This window comes from Lysinibacillus sp. 10T31, from assembly GCF_056394365.1.
In genome coordinates, this window is the sequence record NZ_JBFTHS010000027.1 from 1 (window position 1) to 24,038 (window position 24,038).

20 protein-coding genes and 1 pseudogene are annotated in these 24,038 nt (G+C 37.1%); 2 read left to right on the forward strand and 19 right to left on the reverse strand.

Translation table 11 applies throughout. The features are described from left to right. Window positions 1–252: pseudogene (locus AC1DCY_RS16160) on the forward strand (IS5/IS1182 family transposase); the annotation flags it as partial. A 172-nt stretch (window positions 253–424) separates the two neighbouring features. Here the strand turns inward: AC1DCY_RS16160 and AC1DCY_RS16165 are convergent. The 14 genes from AC1DCY_RS16165 to AC1DCY_RS16230 all read right to left on the reverse strand — a co-directional run bounded on the left by AC1DCY_RS16165 (window position 425) and on the right by AC1DCY_RS16230 (window position 15,013). Beyond that, a complete protein-coding gene (locus tag AC1DCY_RS16165; protein ID WP_477351736.1) occupies window positions 425–1,366 on the reverse strand; it encodes a hypothetical protein in 942 nt (313 codons plus the stop codon). Continuing rightward, window positions 1,357–3,207 carry an RHS repeat domain-containing protein gene (locus tag AC1DCY_RS16170; RefSeq protein WP_477351738.1) on the reverse strand — a complete coding sequence of 617 codons (1,851 nt, stop codon included), beginning with the start codon at window positions 3,205–3,207 and terminating at the stop codon, window positions 1,357–1,359. The genes AC1DCY_RS16165 and AC1DCY_RS16170 overlap by 10 nt, the downstream gene beginning before the upstream one ends. Window positions 3,208–3,624: 417 nt before the next feature. Next, on the reverse strand, window positions 3,625–4,014 hold the full coding sequence (locus AC1DCY_RS16175; protein WP_477351740.1) for an immunity 22 family protein: 390 nt from the start codon (window positions 4,012–4,014) through the stop codon (window positions 3,625–3,627). 8 nt (window positions 4,015–4,022) lie between these two features. Then, a complete protein-coding gene (locus AC1DCY_RS16180; RefSeq protein WP_477351742.1) occupies window positions 4,023–5,771 on the reverse strand; it encodes an RHS repeat domain-containing protein in 1,749 nt (582 codons plus the stop codon). Further along, entirely contained in the window at window positions 5,710–6,150 is a 441-nt protein-coding gene (locus AC1DCY_RS16185; protein ID WP_477351744.1) for a hypothetical protein, read from the reverse strand. The genes AC1DCY_RS16180 and AC1DCY_RS16185 overlap by 62 nt, the downstream gene beginning before the upstream one ends. 299 nt (window positions 6,151–6,449) lie before the next feature. Beyond that, entirely contained in the window at window positions 6,450–6,890 is a 441-nt protein-coding gene (locus AC1DCY_RS16190; protein ID WP_477351745.1) for an ankyrin repeat domain-containing protein, read from the reverse strand. Further along, a complete protein-coding gene (locus tag AC1DCY_RS16195) occupies window positions 6,887–9,055 on the reverse strand; it encodes a GH-E family nuclease (protein ID WP_477351747.1) in 2,169 nt (722 codons plus the stop codon). Before AC1DCY_RS16195 ends, AC1DCY_RS16190 begins: the two co-directional genes overlap by 4 nt. Window positions 9,056–9,308: 253 nt before the next feature. Next, window positions 9,309–9,893 carry a hypothetical protein gene (locus tag AC1DCY_RS16200; RefSeq protein WP_477351749.1) on the reverse strand — a complete coding sequence of 195 codons (585 nt, stop codon included), beginning with the start codon at window positions 9,891–9,893 and terminating at the stop codon, window positions 9,309–9,311. 19 nt (window positions 9,894–9,912) lie between these two features. Further along, entirely contained in the window at window positions 9,913–11,838 is a 1,926-nt protein-coding gene (locus AC1DCY_RS16205) for an RHS repeat domain-containing protein (RefSeq protein ID WP_477351751.1), read from the reverse strand. A 546-nt stretch (window positions 11,839–12,384) separates the two neighbouring features. Continuing rightward, window positions 12,385–13,260 carry a leucine-rich repeat domain-containing protein gene (locus AC1DCY_RS16210; protein WP_477351753.1) on the reverse strand — a complete coding sequence of 292 codons (876 nt, stop codon included), beginning with the start codon at window positions 13,258–13,260 and terminating at the stop codon, window positions 12,385–12,387. 12 nt (window positions 13,261–13,272) lie between these two features. Next, a complete protein-coding gene (locus tag AC1DCY_RS16215; RefSeq protein WP_477351755.1) occupies window positions 13,273–13,578 on the reverse strand; it encodes a GIY-YIG nuclease family protein in 306 nt (101 codons plus the stop codon). Next, window positions 13,535–13,936 (reverse strand): RHS repeat domain-containing protein, encoded by a 402-nt coding sequence (locus tag AC1DCY_RS16220; RefSeq protein ID WP_477351864.1) that lies wholly within the window; start codon window positions 13,934–13,936, stop codon window positions 13,535–13,537. Before AC1DCY_RS16220 ends, AC1DCY_RS16215 begins: the two co-directional genes overlap by 44 nt. Then, on the reverse strand, window positions 13,906–14,379 hold the full coding sequence (locus AC1DCY_RS16225) for a hypothetical protein (RefSeq protein WP_477351757.1): 474 nt from the start codon (window positions 14,377–14,379) through the stop codon (window positions 13,906–13,908). Before AC1DCY_RS16225 ends, AC1DCY_RS16220 begins: the two co-directional genes overlap by 31 nt. Next, complete coding sequence (locus AC1DCY_RS16230) at window positions 14,372–15,013, reverse strand: hypothetical protein (RefSeq protein ID WP_477351759.1); 642 nt, start codon at window positions 15,011–15,013, stop codon at window positions 14,372–14,374. The genes AC1DCY_RS16225 and AC1DCY_RS16230 overlap by 8 nt, the downstream gene beginning before the upstream one ends. 169 nt (window positions 15,014–15,182) lie before the next feature. On the opposite strand from AC1DCY_RS16230, the gene AC1DCY_RS16235 reads away from it, so the two are divergent. After that, window positions 15,183–15,488: a hypothetical protein gene (locus AC1DCY_RS16235; RefSeq protein ID WP_477351761.1), complete on the forward strand. Its 306-nt coding sequence runs from the start codon at window positions 15,183–15,185 to the stop codon at window positions 15,486–15,488. Window positions 15,489–15,915: 427 nt separating this feature from the next. Here AC1DCY_RS16235 and AC1DCY_RS16240 read toward each other — a convergent pair whose 3' ends face one another. The 5 genes from AC1DCY_RS16240 to AC1DCY_RS16260 all read right to left on the reverse strand — a co-directional run bounded on the left by AC1DCY_RS16240 (window position 15,916) and on the right by AC1DCY_RS16260 (window position 24,027). Further along, window positions 15,916–16,323, reverse strand: coding sequence for an Imm12 family immunity protein (locus tag AC1DCY_RS16240; RefSeq protein WP_477351763.1), 408 nt, complete (start codon window positions 16,321–16,323; stop codon window positions 15,916–15,918). 19 nt (window positions 16,324–16,342) lie between these two features. Beyond that, window positions 16,343–21,886, reverse strand: coding sequence for an RHS repeat-associated core domain-containing protein (locus AC1DCY_RS16245; RefSeq protein WP_477351765.1), 5,544 nt, complete (start codon window positions 21,884–21,886; stop codon window positions 16,343–16,345). A gap of 30 nt (window positions 21,887–21,916) precedes the next feature. Further along, window positions 21,917–22,315, reverse strand: coding sequence for a DUF4280 domain-containing protein (locus AC1DCY_RS16250; RefSeq protein ID WP_477351767.1), 399 nt, complete (start codon window positions 22,313–22,315; stop codon window positions 21,917–21,919). 77 nt (window positions 22,316–22,392) lie between these two features. Then, complete coding sequence (locus AC1DCY_RS16255; RefSeq protein ID WP_477351769.1) at window positions 22,393–22,890, reverse strand: hypothetical protein; 498 nt, start codon at window positions 22,888–22,890, stop codon at window positions 22,393–22,395. A 39-nt stretch (window positions 22,891–22,929) separates the two neighbouring features. Next, window positions 22,930–24,027: a pentapeptide repeat-containing protein gene (locus AC1DCY_RS16260; protein WP_477351771.1), complete on the reverse strand. Its 1,098-nt coding sequence runs from the start codon at window positions 24,025–24,027 to the stop codon at window positions 22,930–22,932. Between the last annotated feature and the right edge of the window lie 11 nt (window positions 24,028–24,038).

Here is a 24,038-nt window from a genome sequence, read left to right on the forward strand (position 1 = left end):
TTACAAGATATAAATTTACTTGATTTATTGATTGGAAAAACAGTTGAAATTGCATTAAAAAAAGGAATAATTACAAGTAAAATAATTATCGTCGACTCCACACATACAAAAGCACGTTACAATCAAAAATCACCGAAGGAATTTTTACAAGAAAAATCAAAATTTGTGCGAAAAGCCGTCTATCAACTGGATGAAGAAATGAAAGAGAAATTCCCCCCAAAACCAACATCAAATGAAGTGAAGCAGGAATTAAACATTCTGTTCGATTCGAACAAAATGTACCTTATTTTCATCTAAAAAGTTAAGTCTTCATACAAAACGTAAGTTTTTCAGTGACCTCGCAGGATACCGAAGTCATCTGATTGCCGCATTTTACGGCACTCCATTTTTATTAAACTGACTATTTTATAAGGTGCAGCTAAGTTTAGTAAAATAAATCAGCATTTTCTCCATGCTCTTTTTTTAATTGCTCCACTATATCTTCAAATGTATATATTTTTTCATCTTTCTTAGTTCTCTCAACAAGTTGAAACTTTACGTCTAGGTCTGAACTATAACCAGAAGGAATCATGGGATAGACTGCCATAGGCGTTGAAAATAACTCGTGTTTAATTACAGGGACATCTAATCCTAGCTTTTGTCTCACTTTAAATAGATTAATTAGTTCAATTGGAACAAGTCCAAAATATAGAAACTCCTCATCTTTCCATTTAGTTCCCGTAACACCTATTCCATTTAAATGATACTCACACAAACTATCCCAATACTCATCCTCAATTTCATTGAAATGATTATCCCACTCAGCTACAATTCGCTCATAGATACCTAATCCATCACCGTATTGCATAACTTTTTCTTTTACAGGATTCGGTATCCCTAATTTCTCAATTAAGAAGTGTATCAAATACGTACTTGGGTATACCTTTTGCTTAATGTATTCCTTGTTATTCTTATACTCATCTTTTTCTAAATCAGCAGCAGCTTTCGTTAATAGTAGTTCTATTAAATCTATTCTTTCCACATATAGCGCATAATTTAATAATGGTGCTATTGGATCAATAAAAGGAAAACTAGCGCCTGTATATGAGTAAGCATCGAATTGTGCAGTACGTTCAAAGAATTTCCAGCATTCATCATTACCTTGAAAAAGAAGATTTTTAGCAGCAATATGTTTACAATTAGGCGTTCCAGATAAAGTTTCATAGACAACATTAATATTTTTCCTTAAATTCTTTTTTTTAGAGAAAAAGGAATAGTCTTCATAGAAATTCTCTTTAGTATCACATTGATTAAGAACCTCATCATATCTATATCTCTTCAGTGCTTTTTTAATCAGATTATGTTTAAATCGCGGTTTTATTTGCACTTAATCGTAATTCTCCTTTTATCAACATTTATTTGTACCAATTTATTTTTTAAAGTACCTTGGGTTTGTGCATTTCTAATTTGTCTCATTAAGTCATTTTGATATTTCGGCATATTACTCCAATGACCATTAGCATTTCTAGTAATTGTATTTATGTTATTCCTTGTCCATGTAGGCATATTTGATTTAGATCTAAAACCTTTTCTACTTGTTTTGACTTCTATAACATTGAGTTCACCTGTAGCTCGTTCTATTGCAACTAGATCAAAGCCTTGGTTTGATATATTTTGGACCGAACCTAACACATTAAATCCGTTGCTACTTAGGTATTTGGAAGCAATTTTTTCTCCCCAATCACCTAAATTTTTATTACCAAAATTCATTACTTGTCCCGCTGTAAATAAACCAAGAGGATCGAATTGAATATTTGGATTACTTACATATCCATACAAAGTCGGATTCCCACCAGCAAGCCCCATAGGATCTTGTTGTAAGTATATTCCCTCACTTGGCGAGTAGTATCGGAATCTGTTGTAATATAATCCGATTTCTATGTCCTCATACTGCCCCTGATACCTAAACGGGATGAAATCCTGCTCAGCAGTGGACTCCATCACTTGTCCATAAATATCAAGCTCAGCTGACCAAACCCTATTACCTTGTTTATCATAAGCTTCTATAGGCGTTCCTAGATAGTCACTAATAATGCTATAGTAGCCTTCACTCGTGATTTTAGCAGAAGGTACTAACCCATCATTAAACACCCATGTGACTAGATTGTTTGGTATTTCAGTCTTGTTCTGTGAAGAATACTCCTTTAGGTTTTCAAATTTATCTGAATCATTCTGCGAGAAATACTCATGTAGAATCGTATTTATATCCCACACGAATCTCATAGTTTTTTCGTTAGAACTCTTCTCTATTCGCCTACCTAGTGAGTCATACTTGAAAGTAACTTCTGTGTTATCTGGTTTGATAACCTTCGACATCATGCCATTGCCAAAGTACTCGTAATTCCACGTATCACCATTCTTCTCAACTTTCTGAATGAGATTCCCTTCATCATCATAAGAGAAGTTTGCGTCTCTAGTTTCAAGCAATCTGCTTCCGGTGCCATAGATACGATCTGTCTTTTCTTTTGTTTCATACAAATTCCCGACATCATCGACACTGCGGTGTAAGAAGTCAAATTGACCGCCTTGATTGGACCAAACGAGGTTACTGAATTCATCGTAACCATAGGTAACCTTTACACCTGTTAACTCGTTTACCATGCTTCGTAATTGATGATTGACATCCCAATTATACACGCGTCTTCGTGTATCGCGATTTTGACTACTTATTCGATGGTGCGTTGGTCTCCCTGCTACATCATATTGCCATTTGCTGATGACATCTCCCGGTAAGATTCTCTCAATCTCTTGGCCGAGTTCATTGTACTGCATTGATGCTGTCCAAAGTGATTGCTCTGAGCGAGAAGCTGTGATTTGCGACACATTCCCCATTTCATTACGAGCGACATCGATTTTTGCACCTAAGCTACTCGTAATCTGTGAACGGTTGCCTATTTCATCATAGCCACTTGCAATCCAATGGTCATTTTGCCATTCCTTGATTACTTGTCCCGATGGATTTCGCTCAAGCTTTACGATCACATGCTCATTCTCAGTCTCAATTAACGAACCATTTTTGTCATAGCAAAACGTTTCCCATGTGTCATCATAATAATCGGCTCGAATGACATTTCCTAGATTATTATGCTGATATGCTGTCCAACGATCACCCGGTCGTTGAATTCTCTGAACTAATCCTGCCAGACTTCGCTCATACGTTCTTTCCATCTCATCAAAGCCGATTTCCTTGATGATATTTCCTTTCGTATCGCGTTCAAACTGATACGCTTCGCCTTTTTCATTGATGACAACTTAGCCATTTCTCACAATTACCATGATTTGGATGCGTTTCTTTTATCCTGAAGAAAAAACCATTATACGGCAATTTTAATTTAAAATCACATTAAAAACAAAAAGCAGCAAAAAATCCATATACTCAGGGATTTATGCTACTCTTTGTTTATAGAACTTATTACAAGTAAAGCCATCAATAATTATTTTTTGGGGATCACAGTAGTGTTGCTTTATAAAAATTTATACCAACTATTTTCCTTGCCCTAACGAGAATTAATGTGTGTTGCCACCTAATCTAATTCAATAAATTAAACCCTTTTAATTTAACGACTAGTATATTATTGATTATATTTAGATATTTGTCTTAAATTCTCCTAAGTAAACTAAACCATTAAATAACTTATCAGTGTCAGTTATTTTTAAATCCGCGTCTGTGTAGAAAAACATTGCATTTATATTTTTAATCCCTTTTCCAACGCAGATAGTATTGATTTCTAATAATGTTTCCTTAGAAACAGGTATTTCTTCTAGTGCTTCTTCAACACTTATTAAATGGTCGATCTTATAAATAGCTATCATGTCCTCATCGTACCATTCGGTTTTAGTATCGACACAAAATTGACAGACCTTATATTCAGGGTCGTCCATTTCTACCTCCGTATTATAATCTAATTCAAAATATTTTTCGAATGTTTCATCGTCAGAGTCATTAATTCCTATCCATACATGTACTTTAGACATATTCATTACTATTTACAACTCACTCTCATATGTTTTTTATGATGTTGACCTATTATCTTCCTTGCCTCTTTTTTAGTATTTGCATTTTCTAAAGCATCTGATAATCGTCGATGGAAGTTCCCACTTGCTTTACTCGATTGACCAAAAACTCTTTTCTTACCTGTTGAATGAGGTCCTGAATGAAGAACACCATCCTTATCAGGTACATCAACAAATGTTACTCTATTTTTATCTACAGCCATTCGTTTCAATTCTTCTGCAGTAAAACCAAGATCTCTAGCTTTTGCCGCGTTAGCTACAGGGAATAATTCATGTTTTCCTCCACCGTTTCTTAATTGACGTTCAACAGCAGCTTTATTATCTGAAATATCCTCTGGAGTTGCTTTGTTAAACCATTCATTGAATTTATTTCTTTTCCAAGGAGCCCATCCAAAAGGATCAATCCAAGTATTCGGATCATTCACGTACCCGTAAAGCGTAGGGTTTCCACCAGATAGCCCAATAGGATCTTGTTGTAAATACATTCCCTCAGTTGGAGAGTAATATCGGAATCTATTGTAGTATAATCCAATCTCTATGTCCTCATACTGTCCCTGATACCTAAACGGAATGAAATCCTGCTCACCTGTGAGCTCCACCATTCGTCCATAAATATCAAGCTTAGCGGACCAAACCTTTTTACCTTCTTCATCATAAGCTTCGACAGGCGTCCCAAGATAATCACTAATAATACTGTAATTACCTTCATCCGTAATTTTAGCAGAAGGTAAGAACCCATCGTTAAATACCCATGTAACTAAATTGTCTGGTATTTCAGATTTACTCTGTAAAGAACACTCCTCTAGGTTTTCAAATTTCCCTGAATCTTCCTCCGAGAAATACTCATGTAGGATAGTATTTCCATCCCATACGAATCTCATAGTTTTCTCGTTAGAACACTTCTCTATCCGTCTACCTAGCGAGTCATACTTGAAAGTAACTTCTCTGTTGTCTGGTCTGATGACTTTCGCCATCATTCCATTGCCGTTATATTCGTACTTCCACGTATCACCATTCTTTTCGACTTTTTGAACCAGATTTCCTTCCTCATCATAAGAAAATGTTGCCTCTTTGGTTTCAAGCAATCTGCTTCCGGCGCCATAGACACGATCTGTCTTTTCTTTCGTTTCATACAAATTCCCAACATCATCGACACTGCGGTGTATGAAGTCAAATTGACCGCCTTGATTAGACCAAACGAGGTTACTGAATTCATCGTAACCATAGGTAAATTTTAAACCTGTTAACTCGTTTACCATGCTTCGTAAACGATGATTGACATCCCAATTATACACACGTCTTCGTGTATCACGGTTTTGACTGCTTATTCGATGATGTGTTGGTCTACCAGCTACATCATACTGCCATTTGCTAATGACATCTCCTGGTAAGATTCTCTCAATCTCTTGGCCGAGTTCATTGTACCGCATCGCTGCTGTCCAATGTTCTTGCTCGGAGCGAGAGGCTGTGATTTGCGACACATTCCCCATTTCATTACGAGCGACATCGATTTCGGCACCTAAGCTACTCGTAATTTGTGAACGATTGCCTAAATCATCGTAGCTACTTGCAATCCAATGAGTATTTTGCCATTCCTTAATTACTTGTCCATACGAGTCTCTCTCGAGCTTTATATTCACATGCTCATTTTCAGTCTCAATTAACGAACTTTTTATCATAGCCATACGTTTCCCAAGTGTCATCATAATAATCAGCACGAATAACATTTCCTAGACTATCATGCTGATATGCTGTCCAACGATCACCAGGACGTTGAATTCTTTGAACCAATCCTGCCAGACTTCGCTCATACGTTCTTCCCACCTCATCAAAGCCAATTTCCTTGACGATATTACCTTTCGCATCGCGTTCAAACTGATACGCTTCGCCTTTTTCATTGATGACAGTGGTTAACTGCTCCTCTGTATCATAGGTGAATTTAACTTTCTTCCCACCTTGTTCTCGAGAGATTAAGCTGCCGAGAATGGTGTAATCAAAGGCTACCTGAGTATGGTTATCTTTCGCAAAAACAACATCATCATAGGCATCGTACTTTAATTGAACGTCGTTTCCATCGGATAGATTTAACTTTTTCAATTGAACATATGTATTTGTTTCTTTTTTTTAAAATCATACTTTTTTAAAATGCAACTTATCCATAAAACAGTTACTATCTTTTTAAACTATCAAAGTCTACTATCGGTTTTGGCTTCTCGTGTCAAAAACTTTTCCAAAATGAAGATAGAAAATAAATATACAAAAAATAACCATTCCCATTTTCTAATACAAAAAACATATGTAAAGAAGACGTATAAATACCTTCTTTACATATGTTTTAAAACTTAATAAAATACATTATTCCAAGAAAATAAATATAGAATCGGTTGTAGAACGCACTATTCGAGTAAATCCTTTGGTGCTATCCCACGATTATTTGCCTTATTAGGATCTGCCCCATTCTCTAATAGATACCTTATTGTTGATGTTTCATTATTATTTTCCATTATCGCTCTCCATAAAGGAGTATTACCTATGTTGTCTACTGCATCAATTTCAGCACCATGAGTTATTAAAACCTTAACAATATTATATCTGTCATAGATAGCTGCAAAATGTAGTGCAGTTAAGCCCGATTTATCTTTATTATTAACATTACATCCAATATCCACAAGGTGTTTTACAATATCTTCCTTCCCTTCGACGATTGCGGACATCAAAAACGTACGCCCATCCCTATCAACACTATCCAAACCATATTTTTGTAAAAACGCATTAATTTCCCCATAATTAGATTCATTTAGCAATGTATACAACTGAGTATCATCGAATTTATTCATTTTCTTTTCTTTCCTTTCCTACACGGTTTCCCTGATTTATCTTCGTTCTTGTGAGATTGATTCAAGACAGGGTCCTCGATATGGTATAATTTAGGGTTATTCATTCTATCATTAAATTCTTTCTGAGTTAAACCTTCAGCTTCAGCTTTCGCAACCTCACGCCAGTGCTCATGACCTGGTTTATGACCAATATCATACAATCCATCTGCAATACTATATTTCCGTCGTTTTCCACCAGATATTGGCGTACCCTCATTACTATCTAAAAAACGACCATCTTTTATTTTTGCTTTCTTTTCAATTGCTTCCCTAGTAGATTTTCTTATATATGGGCGTCTTAATAGACCAAACACATCAACTTCACATAATGTATCACTTACGTAACCATACAACGTAGGATTTCCACCCGAAAGTCCAATAGGGTCTATTTGAGTGTAATTCCCTTGTTCTGGGTCGTAGTACCTAAATCTGTTATAATACAAACCCGTTTGAACATCTTCATACTGCCCTTGATAACGGAACGGAATGAAATCCTGCTCACCAGTGAATTCCATCACTCGTCCATAAATATCAAGCTCAGCTGACCAAACTTTATTACCTTCTTCATCATAGGCTTCGACAGGCGTTCCAAGATAATCACTAATGATACTGTAATTACCTTCACTCGTGATTTTAGCTGAAGGTACGAACTCATCATTAAACACCCATGTAACTAAATTATCTACTATTTTGGAGTCAGTCTGTAAAAAATATTCAACTATATTTTCAAACTCATCTGAATTATTCTGCCTGAAATACTCATGTAGAATCGTATTCCCATCCCACACAAATCTCATTGTTTTTTCGTCAGAACTCTTCTCTATTCGTCTACCTAGCGAATCATACTTGAAAGTAACTTCTGTCTTGTCTGGTCTAATGACCTTCGACATCATGCCATTACCATAGTACTCGTACTTCCACGTATAACCATTCTTCTCAATCTTCTGAATGAGATTCCCTTCATCATCATAAGAGAAGGTTGCCTCTTTTGTTTCAAGCAATCTGCTTCCGGCACCATAGATACGATCTGACTTTTCTTTCGTTTCATACAAATTCCCGACATCATCAACACTGCGGTGTAAGAAATCAAATTGACCACCTTGATTGGACCAAACGAGGTTACTAAATTCATCGTAACCATAGGTAACTTTTACACCTGTTAACTCGTTTACCATGCTTCGTAATTGATGATTGACATCCCAATTATACACGCGTCTTCGTATATCGCGATTTTGACTACTTATTCGATGATGTGTTGGTCTACCTGCTACATCATACTGCCATTTGCTGATGACATCTCCGGGTAAGATTCTCTCAATCTCTTGACCAAGTTCATTGTATTGCATCGCTGCTGTCCAATTTTCTTGCTCTGAGCGAGATGCTGTGATTTGCGACACATTCCCAATGTCATTACGTGCGACATCGATTTTTGCACCTAAGCTACTGATAATTTGCGAACGATTGCCTAATTCATCATAACTACTTGCAATCCAATGGTCATTTTGCCATTCCTTGATCACATGTCCCGATGGGTCTCGCTCCAGCTTTACTTTCACATGCTCATTTTCAGTCTCAATTAAGGTACCATTTTTGTCATAGCCAAACGTTTCCCATGTGTCATCATAATAATCAGCACGAAAAACATTCCCTAGACCGTCATGTTCATACGCTGTCCAACGGTCACCCGGACGTTGAATCCTCTGAACTAATCCTGCCAGACTTCGCTCATACGTTCTTTCCATCTCATCAAAGCCGATTTCCTTGATGATATTTCCTTTCGTATCACGTTCAAACTGATACGCTTCTCCTTTTTCATTGATGACAGCGGTTAACTGCTCTTCTGTATCATAGGCGAATTTAACCTTCTTCCCACCTTGTTCTCGGGATATTAAGCTTCCAAGAATAGTATAATCAAAGGCTACTTGTGTATGAATATCTTTCGCAAATACGATATCATCATAGGCATTGTACTTTAATTGAACGTCGTTACCATCTGAAAGATTTGCACGCACAAGGCGATTCAATTTATCATAACGGAATTTCTCTGTGGCCCCTAGCGGATTTGTCGTTGTTGTGCAGTTACCACGACGGTCATACGCCCATGTCGAACTTGTCCCGTCTGGCAATGTTACTTGATTCAGGTTCAGATCAGCATCATAAGCTAGCTTTAGTTAGATATAAAGATCAAAAGGGCAATAAAATCCTTTTAAATGGATTTATTGCCCTTTTTAATTTAACTTCAAATCTTTTAATACACTAAAGATCTGTTACAGAATAGATCCACTATAGTATTTTCTTAACTATGGTAATTCTATTGACGTTGAAACCTTTAGAAAAATATGTTTTATCAGTTTTTTAGAATATTATCTAATCTAATTTTTAATCCATATCTGCCACATTAAAGTTGTATCTTTCATCTTCACGTGGATCATTAAAACCTTCAAATTCATTTACTTTAACAAGAGAAAACAAAAAACCATAATTCGCATTAGGATAATCTAATTTATTCTTACGTGCATAGCCCTTTATAGATACCGAATATTTACCAGAAGATACATTATACCTAAATCCGGAATTTAATGTAATTCCATCTAATGTTTGATATGATACTTCATTATTTCCTATAAATTTATTTTTATCGAATTCATAAAATAAACCAATACTAGCAATCCATAATGTATCTTTAACTTCAATATTGAAGTCATGATATACTAATTTTTCCTCCCATTCATCGTCAAATGATTGATTATAGTTATCAAGCTTGATTACATATTTTATAGAGTCTATTGGTAAAAAAGGAATCCAAATACCTTCAGTAAGTAAAGTTAAATATCGATTATGATTATCCTGAAAGTTCTTTAAAAGTTTTTTTGACCTAACTTTTTCTTTTTTAAAAAAATCTTCTAATACGTCTAATGAAAATAAACAAATACCGTAACTTGAGACAGTTAAAATTCTATCCATAATAACATCTCCTATTCTTCTATTTACAAGGAATTTTCCCATTTGAATGTAATTCTTTTATTTTATCTAATGCTTCTGCAGGGGTTAAATTTTCGAATAACTTATCATCAGTGTAAGGGATTTTCAAATAACCTTTAACGTCAATATCTTGGTATGCTTTAGCAGCTTTTTCAAAAAATTCATTTGCTGTTCCAGTATATTTTGAACCGTGATAAGGTATCCCTTCTTCTATAAGTTCTCTATGCAATTTTTTGTGAAGATCTGCTGTTCCAGCTCCTTTATCTGGATACCATGCAATCGAAGTTTTTTGGCTTAATTCTATAATACCTAAAGCCTCAGCTATTGATCTCGGCATCAAATGATGACCCATACCTGTTCCTAGTAAATCTGAATATAAACCAAATTTATCTATATTCTTATTCGTATCGCGGACATATCCATATAAAGTTGGATTCTTACCTTCAAGACCAATCGGATCCGGTTGAGTATAGTTCCCTTGTTCAGGATCATAGTATCGGAATCGATTATAATAAAATCCTATTTCTACATCTTCATACTGCCCTTGATAACGGAATGGAATAAAGTCTTTCGTCCCTGTGAATTCTTTCACTCGTCCATAAATATCAAACTCTGCTGACCAAACCCTATTACCCTCTCCATCATAGGCTTCAACAGGCGTTCCTAGATAGTCACTAATAATACTATAATTACCTTCACTCGTGATTTTAGCTGAAGGTACGAACCCATCGTTAAATATCCATGTGATTAGATTATCATTTTCTAGTTCAGCTGAATCATTCTCTGATAAAGACTCATGTAATATAGTATTTCCATCCCATACGAATCTCATAGTTTTGTCGTCTGAACTCTTCTCGATCCGTCTACCTAGCGAATCATACTTGAAAGTAACTTCTGTGTTGTCTGGTCTGATGACTTTTGACATCATCCCATTACCGTTATATTCGTACTTCCACGAATCACCATTCTTTTCAACCTTCTGAACAAGATTCCCTTCATCATCATAAGAGAATGTAGCCTCTTTCGTTTCAAGCAATCTACTTCCGGCGCCATAGATACGATCAGTCTTTTCTTTTGTTTCATATAAATTTCCGACATCATCGACACTGCGATATAAGAAATCAAATTGACGACTGTCTTGATTTGCCCACACGAGGTTACTAAACTCATCATAACCATAAGTAACTTTTACACCTGTTAACTCGTTTACCATGCTTCGTAAGTGATGATTGACATCCCAATTATATACGCGTCTTCGTGTATCACCGTTTTGACTATTTATTCGATGATGTGTCGGTCTACCTGTCACATCATACTGCCATTTACTGATGACATCTCCCGGTAAGATTCTCTCAATCTCTTGGCCGAGTTCATTGTACTGCATTGATGCTGTCCAATGGGCTTGCTCTGAGCGAGAAGCCGTGATTTGCGACACATTGCCCATGCCATTACGATCGACATCGATTTTTGCGCCTAAGCTACTCGTAATCTGTGAACGTTTGCCTAATTCATCATAGCTACTCGCAATCCAGTGGTCATTTTGCCATTCCTTGACCACTTGTCCAGATGGGTCTCGCTCCAGCTTTACGGTCACATGCTCATTTTCAGTCTGAATAAACGAACCATTTTTGTCATAGCCATACATTTCCCAAGTGCCATCATAGTAGTCAGATCGAATGACATTTCCTAAATTATCATGTTCGTACGCTGTCCAACGGTCACCAGGACGTTGAATTTTCTGAACCAATCCTGCTAAACTGCGCTCATAGGTCCTTGTAAGCTCATCAAAGCCAATTTCCTTGATGATATTGCCTTTCGTATCACGTTCAAATTGATACGCTTCACCCTTTTCATTGATGACAGCTGTTAACTGCTCTTCTGTATCATAGGTGAAATTGACTTTCTTTCCACCTTGTTCTCGAGACATTAAGCTGCCGAGAATGGTGTAATCAAAAGCTATTTGCGTATGGTTATCTTTCGCAAAAACAACATCATCATAGGCATCGTACTTTAATTGAACATCGCTTCCATCTGATAGATTTGCCCGTACAAGTCGATTTAAGTTATCATAACGGAACTTTTCTGTGACCGGTATTCTTTAACTATTCTTTGCTCTTACTTATTTGTTCAAGTGCTAGATTTATACATCAATCGTTTTCTAAATTTCATTTTAAAAAAAGAGTTGCAATAAAACCCGATCAGGATTTATGCCACTCTTTTGATGTAAGTATAAATATCTTTACAATATTCACCAAGGTTTTAATTTGTACGAATCATATTGTGGTGTTTAAAACATGTAACATTTCTTTTCTTTTATTCATAGAGAATAGAGAATGATGATTTACACAACAGTGTAAGAACTTAAATTACAACCCAGAATAAAAGGCAATAGCGTATTAGCATTATCGAAAAACCAAACTATTTAGATACTTCTGTATCTTTTATACTTTTTCTCTACACAAGTTAAAAATTGTCAATTGTTTCTTATCCCAAAAGTATTAAATTTACTGAGGGTTTCAAGGCTAATATCATAATGATTTTCTATTGGCGTATTAAAATATTTCATACTTTCTTTATCAATCAACCATGACAATTTTCCGTCTTCTATAAATGTATTTGAAACTAATCTTATAGATTCAAGAAATTCTAACTTATCTAAAAATTTTAAAGATGGTATATTCCCGCATGCTTCTATAGTTAAGACTCTCAAATTTGATAATGTTCCGAGAACCTCCCAATCATTAACCTTTTTACAATTTTGAATCCATAACTCTTTAACCGAAGAGTTGTTTTTAATCCCATCAATTGACTCTAATTTTGACAGATATCGTAATTTCAGCTGCTCTATTTCTTTTAAATTCTTTAATCCATCTATATTTTGAATAGGTGACGACCAAATCCCTAATATTTTTAATTTTTCTAATTTTACAAACTCGTCAACATTCTTCTTTTTATAATGTTGAATTATTAAACGTTTTAAATTCACACAGTCAAAAATGTTTTCAATTTTTTTGTTGTACAAAACAAAGAAATCTTGTAATTTTATTAGTTTTGATAAGTCTAAGCTTTCTTCACAGCTTCCTTCTAAACTGAGATATTCTAAGTTCACTAACTTTTCGACGGCTTTCAAATTCCCATAACTTTTTCTACCTAAATCTAAGAATTCTAACTGAGTTATTTCACTTAAAAAATCTACATTCGGTAAAATCTTCTCTTCCATCTCTAAAGATATTCCATTCACGTTATTATCCTTCAAAAAATTTATTACATCTTTATCTATGGATTTCGATTCTTGGATAAACACATTATAATTTTTAAAATCAGTCTTTGAAGTAACTATATCATACATTTGATTTCCCCCTTAAGGTTTACATTTAGTACTTATCTTAATGTTTTTTCCAGGGCTGTTAATTTTATTCGATAGTTCTATTTTATCAGGATTAAATTTCTTTGTTTTGTATTTCTCTATTAAATCATCTTCTAGTTTAAATAAGTCTTTATCTGTTAAAGCATTAGGATCATGGATAAAGCCAACTTTATCTAGAACAGCTGGATCTAGTTTCCCTTTGTTTAGATGTTGATACAACCTCTTATAAAGCTTTTTTGCTTTCCCGACATACATTTCATTTCCTTCTGGGAAGAAATAAACGCCACCTTTTTTTGGCAAAAGGACCTAATAACTCTTTTAAGAACGATCTATCCTCAAACTTAGTTGGCTTAAATCCAACTAAATCAAACTCTGTCAGAGGATCATAAACATATCCATACAACGTAGGATTCCCACCAGCAAGCCCAATTGGATCTTGTTGTAAATACATTCCCTCACTTGGAGAGTAGTATCGGAATCTGTTGTAATATAATCCTGTTTCAACATCTTCAAACTGCCCCTGATACCTAAACGGAATGAAATCTCGCTCACCAGTGGACTCCATCATTTGTCCATAAATATCAAGCTCAGCTGACCAAACCCTATTACCTTCTTCATCATAGGCTTCTACAGGCGTTCCAAGATAATCACTAATAATACTGTAGTTACCTCACTCGTAATTTTAGCAGAAGGTACGAACCCATCATTAAACACCCATGTGACTAAATTGTCTGGTATTTCAGTCTTGTTCTGTGAAGAATACTCCTCTAGGTTTTCAAATTTATCTGAATCATTCTGCGAGAAATACTCATGTAGGATAGTATTCCCATCCCACACGAATCTCATAGTTTTCTCGTCAGAACACTTCTCTATTCGTCTACCTAGCGAGTCATACTTGAAAGTAACATCTGTGTTGTCTGGTTTGATGACCTTCGACATCATGCCATTGCCGTTATATTCGTACTTCCACGTATCACCGTTCTTCTCAACTTTCTGAGCGAGATTACCCTCTTCTTCATAAGAGAATGTTACCTCTTTTGTTTCAAGCAATCTGCTTCCAGCACCATATACACGATCTGTCTTTTCTTTTGTTTCATACATTCCCGACATCATCGACACTGCGGTGTAAGAAGTCAAATTGACCGCCTTGATTGGACCAGACGAGGTTACTGAACTCATCGTAACCATAGGTAACTTTTACACCTGTTAACTCGTTTACCATGCTTCGTAATTGATGATTGACATCCCAATTATAGACTCGTCTTCGTGTGTCGCGGTTTTGACTATTTATTCGGTGGTGCGTCGGTCTACCTGTTACGTCATATTGCCATTTGCTGATGACATCCCCAGGTAAGATTCTCTCAATTTCTTGACCGAGTTCATTGTACTGCATTGATGCTGTCCAATGCGCTTGCTCTGAGCGAGAGGCTGTGATTTGTGATACATCTCCCATTTCATTGCGAGCGACATCGATTTTTGCACCTAAGCTACTTGTAATCTGGGAACGGTTGCCTAATTCATCATAACTACTCGCAATCCAATGGTCATTCTGCCACTCTTTGATCACTTGTCCAGATGAATCTCGCTCGAACTTTACTCTCACATGCTCATTTTCAGTTTGAATTAACGACCCATTTTTGTCATAGCCAAACGTTTCCCAAGTATCATCATAATAATCAGAACGGATGACATTCCCTAGACCATCATGTTGATACGCTGACCAAGCGATAAACAAATAGTAAGATCAATCTATGGTTTACCGCTTGCTCCAATATCCTAAGCCTCAAAACCGCAATTTCCTGCGAAACCACATAAAAAAATCATGGGCTTGCCCAAACCCGCCAGCTCAACCAAATAGCAGATAAAGAATCCTCGAACAAATACATGAATAAGAAAAAAGTTACGTGAAAGATTATGATTTTTTCGAATGGAAAGAAGAACAGCTTTCTGCACTGGATCACTCTGTTACAGATATTGTAGTTGTCATGAATACCGTTGAAGAACTACGTGCAAAGGCAAAATTGGCTAAAGAACGCAGAAATGAATTTGAAGAAAGCAGTATCTTGATCAGATTATCAACATTTTTGCATGGCGAACTGATCACTTTGCTGAGATTGCTGATTATTTGTACTACCAACAACTTAACGAAATTGTTCGGAATGGGGCAGAGGAACTTTTGCGAGAACAAAATCATGAATATGCGCATTTGAGACTCAGAAGGAAAATTCAGAAGATTAATACGCATTTCCCATGAGATGCAGAAAAACCAACATATGATGTTTTCGACTCCATTATGTTGGTTTTCTGGATTGTGATTGCTATCAAATGAACACGTTTGTTAAAAATAAATACCGTTCAACTTGCGCGCTTCCGCTTACATGCCTTGACAAAAAACAATCAATGAAAAAGCGTTCTTAATTGTTTTTCGTCAAGGTGCATCTTTTAAAGCTAAACTCCCCCTATTGCTCTTTGATCTTCAATCATATTATTTTGTAATTCTACAAGATATGATACAACTTCATCGTGTTTGAAAAATTCTTTACTTAAGTTCGGATTTATTCAAGTGCTTAATGCCCCCATAATGTTAATTTATAATTATATTGTTTTTTCAGGTTATCAAATTCTAACGAAAGAAAATTATTCAAAACAACTTTTTAACGTTTGGTTGAACAAATCTTTATTAAAATCTAATTTCTTAGCGATGCTTTTTTCCTTTATGGACTCCGAACTATATATTAAAAGTTTCATTAAAGCATTTTTGAATATCACTTCATTTCTGTCTTCATCATCACTCCAACCAGTTTCATCCATACAAATATGAAGATCCATACACTTTTTTTTTGGTTTATAACTAAGTTTATAGACCCCACTTCTTTCGTAATATCTAGTCACATCTCCATTAATAAATAAAAAATAAGAAATCTCTGTTATATCATTTCCATAGTTTCCATTTGCGAATTTTTCCTTTATTAAATCTTTATATTTATAAACTGTTAATCGAATATTTGAAACTCCACCATTTGCCACGGTTATATATATATCCATCAAAAACTCTCCTCTATCACTATGAATGTGGACATGGGCTTCCTGCCCTCTCATATATTTTCTGCGCTTTGGGGCTTAATGCTTCACCTAGTTTACTGCCTGCGTGTTTTTCTTTATTAAGCTTCCCTGGATTTTTCTCAGATAATTCTTTTTCCAAATCCAACATGTCAGAGCGACTTCCTCGACGCAATTCTTCAACAGTCCACCCTTTTGGCAATTCAGTACCATATCGCTTAGTCAAGTCATCAACTTCTTGGGTTATACCCCACTTTTGAAAATTAGCTTGATCATCATACATTGCATAAAGTGCAACTACTGCAGGAGAATTTCTGCTATTTCCATGAATACTAGCCTTAGGTTTCGGTTTTCTTCCAGGTTTTTTAGCATATTGTCCACTTTTTCTCCTATATGGATTTCCTGCTAGCCCAAATTCGTCAATTTCAATGAGTGTATTTTTTGTGTAAGAATAAAGAGTAAAACCACCATCAAGACCAATCGGATCAATTTGAGTATACATCCCTATACTAGGGTCGTAATATCTGAACCTGTTGTAGTAAAGCCCAGTCTCAAAATCCTCATACTGACCTTGAAAACGAAATGGTACAAAGTGCTTGTCTCCAGTAAGTTCTTTCACTCTACCATAAATATCTAACTCACTGGACCAAACTTGCTTACCTTCTGTATCATATGCTTCAACTGGCGTACCAAGGTAATCACTGATAATGCTAAAATTACCTTCACTCGTAATTTTAGCCGATGGAATAAACGTATCTGGCTCAAAAACCCAAGTTACAAGACTCTTGGCAATATCATTTGGATGTTGATTTACATTTTTAGTGGAAGCTTTACTGCCTTCACAAGTATAACCATCATCTTCTACCCACTCATGCAGAATCTTATTTCCATCCCAAACAAAATGAGTAGTCTTACCATCATAACTCTTCTCAATACGCCTACCAAGTGAATCATACTTAAACGTTACCTCTCTCACCAATTTGCTCTGTGAAAAAAGTACAGCTTTCGACATCATTCCATTTCCATTATATTCGTACTTCCACGTACCACCATTCTTTTCGACTTTTTGAACCAGATTTCCTTCCTCATCATAAGAGAATGTTGCCTCTTTCGTTTCAAGCAATCGACTTCCGGCACCATAGACACGATCTGTCTTTTCTTTCGTTTCATACAAATTCCCGACATCGTCGACACTGCGGTGTAAGAAGTCAAATTGACCGCCTTGATTGGACCAAACGAGGTTACTGAACTCATCATAACCATAGGTAACTTTTACACCTGTTAACTCGTTTACCATGCTTCGTAATCGATTGTTGACGTCCCAATTATAAGCACGTCTTCTTGTATCGCGGTTTTGGCTACTTATTCGATGATGTGTTGGTCTACCTGCTACATCATACTGCCATTTACTGATGACATCTCCTGGTAAGATTCTCTCAATCTCTTGACCGAGTTCATTGTACTGCATCACTGCTGCCCAGTTTTCTTGCTCTGACCGAGAGGCTGTGATTTGTGAAACATTGCCCATTTCATTACGAGCGACATCGATTTTTGCGCCTAAGCTACTCGTAATCTGTGAACATTTACCTATTTCATCATAGCTACTCGCAATCCAATGGTCATTTTGCCACTCTTTGATCACTTGACCAGATGGGTCTCGATCCATCTTTATGGTCACATGCTCATTTTCAGTCTCAATTAAAGAACCATTTTTGTCATAACCAAACGTTTCCCAGGTGTCATCATAATAATCAGCACGAATGATATTCCCAAGGCCATCATGCTGGTACGCTGTCCAACGACCACCCGGACGTTGAATTCTCTGAACTAATCCTGCCAGACTTCGCTCATACGTTCTTGTAAGCTCATCAAAGCCGATTTCCTTTATGATATTTCCTTTCGTATCACGTTCAAACTGATACGCTTCGCCTTTTTCATTGATGACAGCGGTTAACTGCTCTTCTGTATCATAGTTGAACTTAACTTTCTTTCCACCTTGTTCTCGAGACATTAAGCTGCCGAGAATGGTATAATCAAAGGCTACCTGCGTATGGTTATCTTTTGCAAAAACAACATCATCATAGGCATCGTACTTTAATTGAACGTCGTTTCCATCGGATAGATTTGCCCGTACAAGACGATTCAAGTTATCGTAACGGAATTTCTCTGTGGCTCCTAGCGGATTTGTGGTTGTTGTGCAGTTCCCACGACGGTCATACGCCCATGTCGAACTTGTCCCGTCTGGCAATGTCACCTGACTTAAGTTCAGATCAGCATCATAAGATAAGCTTACCACATGGCCTTGCGCATTTGTCACCGTTTTAATTAAATATTGTTCATTATAGGAAAATTCAGTCTTTGTGCCATCTTCTAAAACATTTGCCTGTAATGTACTATCTTCATTATAAATCCACTGACGACTTCCGCCCTCCGCGTTAACTGCCTGAATCAGCCTATCCTTCTCATCGTATTGAGAGGATACGGTACTGCCATCTGCAAGAGTAATCGTCACTGGATTTGCCCATTCATCATAGTTATATGTCGTCACACGACCATCTTCATCTACTTCTTGCAGTAATTCAAAGTCCTCATTATATTGATAGCTAACTTCACTACCATCTGGGTGAACAATTTTCGTACAGAGGTTATCTTCGTTAAAATAGTAATAACTCTTATGACCTAGGCTATTCGTAATTTCGTTATAGCCCTCGTGATAAGAAAGCTCATAAGCAAGGACATTGCCATCTCCCCATGTTTTGATGCATCGTGCACCTGTGGTTGGGCCATCATAGCGCCAGAAGAAGCTATTTTTATTGCGATCTGTTTTTTGCATCATCAAATGATTAACATATTTTAAATGCGTACTTTGCCCTAACGCATCTTGGATTTCGATTAAATCTTGTCCATCATTGTAATCATAGCGAACTAAGACTTCACGACTCATCTGGTTACGTAGGGCGACTTCTGTCATTCTGCCTACCTCATTGGTCGTAACTTCGAGCACTCTACCAACACTGTCTATTACTTGGGAAAGGAACCCTTTAAGGTTATACGCAAATTGAATATGATGCGCTTGCTCATTTCTTACTTCTTTTAATCGGTATGTTGTCTCTGTTGTTTGTTCAAATACATAAATCAATCGTGTATCATGCTCAAATAGATGATACTCCTCACCTGTATTTGTTAAGGTCATTCTTTCTCGTTTGTTAAAATACGGCAAGTTTATTGGTAAAATTGGAAATCCTATCGCGCGACCATCCGTTACAACTATCCCAATCAGGTCTTCTTCTTCAAAAATTTCTAAGGCTAGATCATATGTAAAGTGCATACCATGACCTGATAAGCCAATGCGACTACTATCACTGTACCAAGCGCGTTCCCATGAAAGGGGGATAGGTCCAGGTAGTTCAAAGTCGATACCTTCATAAATCATACGCCCGGTAATTGTATCAACAGGATCTCCACATGAATGTCTATCTTTTTTACTTGGCCCATCTGTACACTTTTGCTTCTTTGATCCTTTACGATTAAATTTCTTTAGCGCGTCCTTGGCCATATCCTTCATACCGTCTAATACCTTCGATACACCGAGCAATTCATCCATCGATGAGACAACTTTATCTGCTGCCGTCTTCACGGCCTTAGATCCTTTGTTGGCTAGCGCCGATACTGCATCTAGCGTTTTAGACACTTTTGTGTAAGCAGCTTTCATTCCTTTTATTACTTTTGATGCATCAGCTACCTTATTCGCTCCTTTTGCGACATCAGCAGCTTTATCTAAGAGTTTTGCCCCTTTTTTGACCTTGTAGGCTGCCTTGGCGGCATCACCAACTAATGGGACCGCACCTACTAAGTTCATGGCTGCATCCATGTAATTCCCTCTTGCCAAGCTAATTCCAGCATTCGCAATATCTGCAAATGTTCCTATGACAGGAATAAATCCAGCAACATCCAATGCTGCACTTACGCCATCTACTAAACTACTAAACCAGCCTTTTTTCTCTTTTTTCTCTTCTGCCTTTTGCGGGAAAATTAAGTCAACTTTACTCATAGCTTCGATGGCTTCTTCATTTAACTTCGGTGGTTGACTCTGCTTCTCTATACCTTCTTGATCAATGAGCGTACTAATTAATTGTGTGTCAGCGGCCATAATCACATGACTTTGTTCCTTCGCTGATATCGCAATCCATTCTTCCGCTTCTACGGCAAGCTCTTTCATTCCACTAATTTCGAGAGTTTCATCTGCCGCTAGAATGATGGTACTGTTACTTTGAAATGTTACACCATCTCCATCATCCATCTTTAAGTCCAATACGCCATCTACTGCACTAAAGGTAATATCACCAACACCTAATGTCACATCTTTCCCAACATTGGTCGCCAATGATTTAACGGTAGTGTCCGCCATTTTCTTCGTCTGCTTTTGCCCGCCCTCTGGTGTGGCTGGACTCACACGCACCGAGCTGATAACGATGGCTTCTTCTTCAACTGCACTAGGAAAATGCAATTGAGCACGCGCACCTATTTGAGGCATTAAATACATAACGCCATTGGCATCTGCTGAATAAGCAAACCAATGTGCTTTTGCTTGGTCCTGGCTTTTATCTATATCTAAATGAATTTTAACGGTGTTTTGCGTGACATCAATGATCTTTCCTGTAAATGCTGCGCCAATGAGGTCTAAATTGCGTGCTAATCGCTGACGAATACTTTTCTCTGGTTGGGCAGTATATTGAAACTTCAACACACCCCCATCAAGATGGGTTTCTCTAACCGTTACGACATAGGAACTTCCCTTGAATTGCACCAACGTGCCCAACTCATGGGGCTCCGTGCTTTCAAACTCACAAAATGTATAATCTGCTTCACTCACATCCGTACCATCATTTTCAGTAATCAAGCGATACGCATCGACGTCCATACGTACTATAGAAGGCAAATGGTCGATTTTTATGCTTTTCCTACTTTGAGGTGTACCAAGCCAGAATCGAGCACCTTTTCCTTTTAAATCTGGAAAAACAACTGCGTGCAAATGAGAGGCCATTCTTTTAATAAATTCCCAATCTGTTTCTAAGTATTGAATCGCGATACTACCAATAGCTTGACCGTTAGAAGCTTGGTCGATGTAATCCCCGTTAGGATAGGCTTTCACGATGTTATTTATTAATTGTACATACGTCATATTGGCATCTTGAAAAGAACGTGAGCGCTTCGCAATATCCATATCTGCAGTAAATGATACAGCCTCAACGGAGACATAGTGCACTCCTTGTGATGCCTGCAACTCTGCATTTTCAATTCTTCCTGAGAACAATATGGCACTTTCTCGTCCAAATTTCACAACCACTTCATCTGTATGATTGACCCGCTGAATATACTTTTGCGCTTGCTCTTCAGCGATCATTCCCGTAAAGTACAATCTCGCATGGTCATTGCCCTTATGTTTGATAGTTAGTTTATCTAAATGAATAAGTGAATAAGGCCATTCGAGCACAAGATCCTCATACGTACTAATCATGTGTACTTCCTTTTCTTCTAGCGATTTCATTACTTACCTCCTTTCCATCAACTTTGTCTTTTAAAAACCTTGTTTCGGTATTTCTATTTCCTCTTGCCCGTCATGAATAATTTCGATTTTGCCTCCACCTGCTGAGCATTGGGTATGGCAGCGGCTTAATAACGCTTGCTTCCCCTCGATATTGACATTTTCCATTCCTTCCATCCAATCAATGGAACATGTTGGCGTACACGGCTTTTGCAACTGTAAACAAACACCAAAGGTTGGGATGTTGTCAGGGTTTCGATCCCCTACATTCATGACGGCTTTCTCTTTAATATAAACGCCATGGTCTTGCGGCAAATTTAAATAATTGAGGTGGCTACCATGCTCACATGAAATGATGGCGCCATGTACCACATAACTAAATTGCTCCTGTTCCGAACCTTCTGTTTCCAAACTTTCTACAACTTGAGCCATTGACTATCCTTCCTTTCGTATCGATTGAACACTGTTTCAAACTACGACAGTGTTTTGGAATGATTTATTAGAATGATCTATCGTCCTTGTAGTTTTACTCGTTGCAACTGAATCCCGAGATATGGTCGTCGCAACATACTTTCTGCCACGTCTAAATTGACGATGGTGAACGATTCCTTTTTGCCGTCGACTTGAAAAATACAATCCAGTTCCACTTTCTTCGGGTCAATTACGAGCTCCTTTATTTGTCCATCTGGATAATAAGCAGTCTCATCGGAAATACAGTTCTTCTTTACAATGTCCATAAGCCAATGCACGCGCTGTGTTCCTTTCTTCACATCCGTAAAGACAATAGCTGTAAATTCTAAATTATCCTCGTATTTCACTAACAATCCTTTTAAATCATCCGACACGATTCTTCGAGGCTTCTCTAAATAATCCAGATATACCGCATTCTCTTTTTCTATTACTTCCCCGAATACAGATGAACAGATAAAGTTATCATCGAGGTCTGTCTTGAAAGGAATAATTGGATTTGTAATACTTTGATCTTGTCGAACAATAAAATACTCCATCTTTTCCTCCTATAACTATCATTTCTATTGATTTCAACGTTAATGAATCCAATGAATGTCTTTTATCTGGTCTGGGCTAAATAGACACTTCTCTTGATCACGTTTAAAGAAGGTAGCTCCTTTTAAATTAGCACCTGTAAAATTGGCGCCTGCGATCTGCGCAAACTCAAATTTTGCATTTTGCAAATTCGCATGACTGAAATCAGTGCCTAGGTAACATGCAACTTCGTCATCGGGAAGCAGCAGCGTTTTTCCCTGTGCATGCGTAAAATTAGCACCTGCTAAATTGGCATTTCGAAAATCAGCATCTTGAATGGCTGCATAGGAAAAATCAACATTCGCTAAGCTACAATCTACAAAACTAGTACCGACGCAAACACTTTGTTTCAATGAAGCCCCTTCTAAGTCACTGCCATTGAAATTCGCATAGGAAAAGTCCATTTCTTTGAAATGTTTTTGCTGTAGTGGTAGGCTCGAGAAGTTTTCAAACGTATACGATTTATCCATCTCATTTTGCTCTAACCATGAGACAAGATTTTCTTCCACCCGTTCCCGTTCGTCGAGCATCGCAACATCTTCACTAAATCCTTTATATTCCCCGACACGAAATCGCAAGCACGCGGCTCGTTGAAAGTCTATTTCAGGTACGCTTTCTTGTTGATAACGGAAGAGATAGCGTACCAATTGAATAATATACTGATGAAACAGAATCACAGTCTGTTGAATAATTCCTCGAACGTCAGCTGCTTGGATGGAGAGATATGGCTTTCTTTCTTTTTCAAGCGTTTTGTGTAAATCTATAATTGCCTCACTAAGCCAATCCGCTTCATACTGTGCCGTACATTCTCCCCAGTCGTAGTACCATTTTTCTCCATACGCTTCTAGCAAATACGTACACTTGTTATCTAGTAATGATGTTCGCAGCAATGAAAAATGAATAAAGGCAACTGGCGCTAACCTTTCCTGCTCTTGTTGATCTCTAATATTTGCAAACAGCTGTTCAAGCGAGTTTATGATTGGTTTTAGTAAGATTTCCTTCTCTTGGCGAAACTGTCGATCAACCTTCTCTTGTAATCGGCTGATATGAACTGACACGCATTCATCCATAAAATGCTGTATTGCTTCTTCTCGTTTCATGCGTCCACATC

What these genes read in the sequence shown, in the direction of transcription:
- AC1DCY_RS16170 (WP_477351738.1), bottom strand. Translation starts at nt 3,207, where the DNA reads ATGGAAAGAACGTATGAGCGAAGTCTGGCAGGATTAGTTCAGAGAATT.
- AC1DCY_RS16175 (WP_477351740.1), bottom strand. Translation starts at nt 4,014, where the DNA reads ATGTCTAAAGTACATGTATGGATAGGAATTAATGACTCTGACGATGAA.
- AC1DCY_RS16190 (WP_477351745.1), bottom strand. Translation starts at nt 6,890, where the DNA reads ATGAATAAATTCGATGATACTCAGTTGTATACATTGCTAAATGAATCT.
- AC1DCY_RS16200 (WP_477351749.1), bottom strand. Translation starts at nt 9,893, where the DNA reads ATGGATAGAATTTTAACTGTCTCAAGTTACGGTATTTGTTTATTTTCA.
- AC1DCY_RS16205 (WP_477351751.1), bottom strand. Translation starts at nt 11,838, where the DNA reads ATGTCTCGAGAACAAGGTGGAAAGAAAGTCAATTTCACCTATGATACA.
- AC1DCY_RS16210 (WP_477351753.1), bottom strand. Translation starts at nt 13,260, where the DNA reads ATGTATGATATAGTTACTTCAAAGACTGATTTTAAAAATTATAATGTG.
- AC1DCY_RS16225 (WP_477351757.1), bottom strand. Translation starts at nt 14,379, where the DNA reads ATGTATGAAACAAAAGAAAAGACAGATCGTGTATATGGTGCTGGAAGC.
- AC1DCY_RS16240 (WP_477351763.1), bottom strand. Translation starts at nt 16,323, where the DNA reads ATGGATATATATATAACCGTGGCAAATGGTGGAGTTTCAAATATTCGA.
- AC1DCY_RS16245 (WP_477351765.1), bottom strand. Translation starts at nt 21,886, where the DNA reads ATGAAATCGCTAGAAGAAAAGGAAGTACACATGATTAGTACGTATGAG.
- AC1DCY_RS16250 (WP_477351767.1), bottom strand. Translation starts at nt 22,315, where the DNA reads ATGGCTCAAGTTGTAGAAAGTTTGGAAACAGAAGGTTCGGAACAGGAG.
- AC1DCY_RS16255 (WP_477351769.1), bottom strand. Translation starts at nt 22,890, where the DNA reads ATGGAGTATTTTATTGTTCGACAAGATCAAAGTATTACAAATCCAATT.
- AC1DCY_RS16260 (WP_477351771.1), bottom strand. Translation starts at nt 24,027, where the DNA reads ATGAAACGAGAAGAAGCAATACAGCATTTTATGGATGAATGCGTGTCA.